The organism is Mesorhizobium sp. M8A.F.Ca.ET.208.01.1.1 (genome assembly GCF_004791315.1).
In the GTDB taxonomy this organism is placed as follows: domain Bacteria; phylum Pseudomonadota; class Alphaproteobacteria; order Rhizobiales; family Rhizobiaceae; genus Mesorhizobium.
On record NZ_SRUT01000180.1, the window covers coordinates 1 to 337 of the forward strand.

Annotated in this window: 1 protein-coding gene; it reads right to left on the reverse strand. The window is 69.7% G+C overall.

All coding sequences use genetic code 11. The features are described from left to right. On the reverse strand, nt 1-337 hold a 337-nt coding region (locus EN851_RS34825), incomplete at both ends, for a citrate/2-methylcitrate synthase (RefSeq protein WP_281041125.1).

The window sequence follows — 337 nt, forward strand, 5'->3', positions numbered from 1 at the left end:
GGGCGCGTGGCCGGATCAGCCTGTTGCTGGTCACCTGCTCGATGGCATGCGCCGTCCAGCCAATGCTGCGGCCGAGCGCGAACAGGCGGAAGGGGGCGTCGGGGGGCAGGCGCAGGCTGCGGGTCATCGCGGCGAGCGCGAAATCGATGTTCGGATGCAAGCCGGTTGCGGCGAGGACCGCCTTGCGCAGCCGCGATAGGCCATCGTCGATTTTGAGGCCGGAAAAAAGCCCTTCGGCGCGCGGATCGCCTTCCGGATAGAGCGGGTGGCCGAAGCCGGGCAGCGGCCGGTCATGCGCCAGCCAGCGGGCGATTGCTTCATCGGGGCCCAGTCGCTC